This is a genomic window from Brevibacillus sp. MCWH (assembly GCF_013096935.1).
Lineage (GTDB): Bacteria > Bacillota > Bacilli > Brevibacillales > Brevibacillaceae > Brevibacillus > Brevibacillus aydinogluensis.
In genome coordinates, this window is the sequence record NZ_SDLF01000115.1 from 1 (window position 1) to 529 (window position 529).

Below are 529 nucleotides of genomic sequence, written 5' to 3' on the forward strand. Positions count from 1 at the left end.
CGATTGAGTTAATACGGGCTTGTTCAATGTTACCGTTTACTTCAAACCACTCACGACAGTCGTTTTTGTTAATCTTTAAAATTAGTTCAACGAATGTCTCAATAGGTTCTGTACGTGTACTTGTATGTACACCGTTTTGTACTTCAGTACCGTCATCATCACCAGTAGCATCTTTCCATAATGCTTTAATAACTGGTTGTGTTTCAAATCTTTTCAAATAATATGCTGTTTTTCCATCAGCATTTGTTTTTCTAAACCAATATTTATTTTGATCTGCTGTTGGGAGAGATTGGCTAGTGTAACGGAAAGGAATCATGCTCATAATTTCTCGTTCTTTAAAATCTACTGGTTTTACAGAAGAAATAGAGTCTCCTGAACCACCAATACCTACCCCGAATAAACAAACTACATTATCTTTAGGATAAATTTCCGTAATAGGTGTTCCTGTGTTTGCAATACCCATAATATCGTTTAAATAATCGACATTTAGGTTTGCTTTAACACCGAACAGTTTCTCTAAAATAAATAG

1 protein-coding gene is annotated in these 529 nt (G+C 34.2%); it reads right to left on the minus strand.

Going from position 1 to position 529, the window contains the following annotated elements:
• Positions 1-529, minus strand: a 529-nt coding sequence (locus ETC00_RS19630; protein WP_171567723.1) for a hypothetical protein, incomplete at both ends; no start/stop codon positions are given.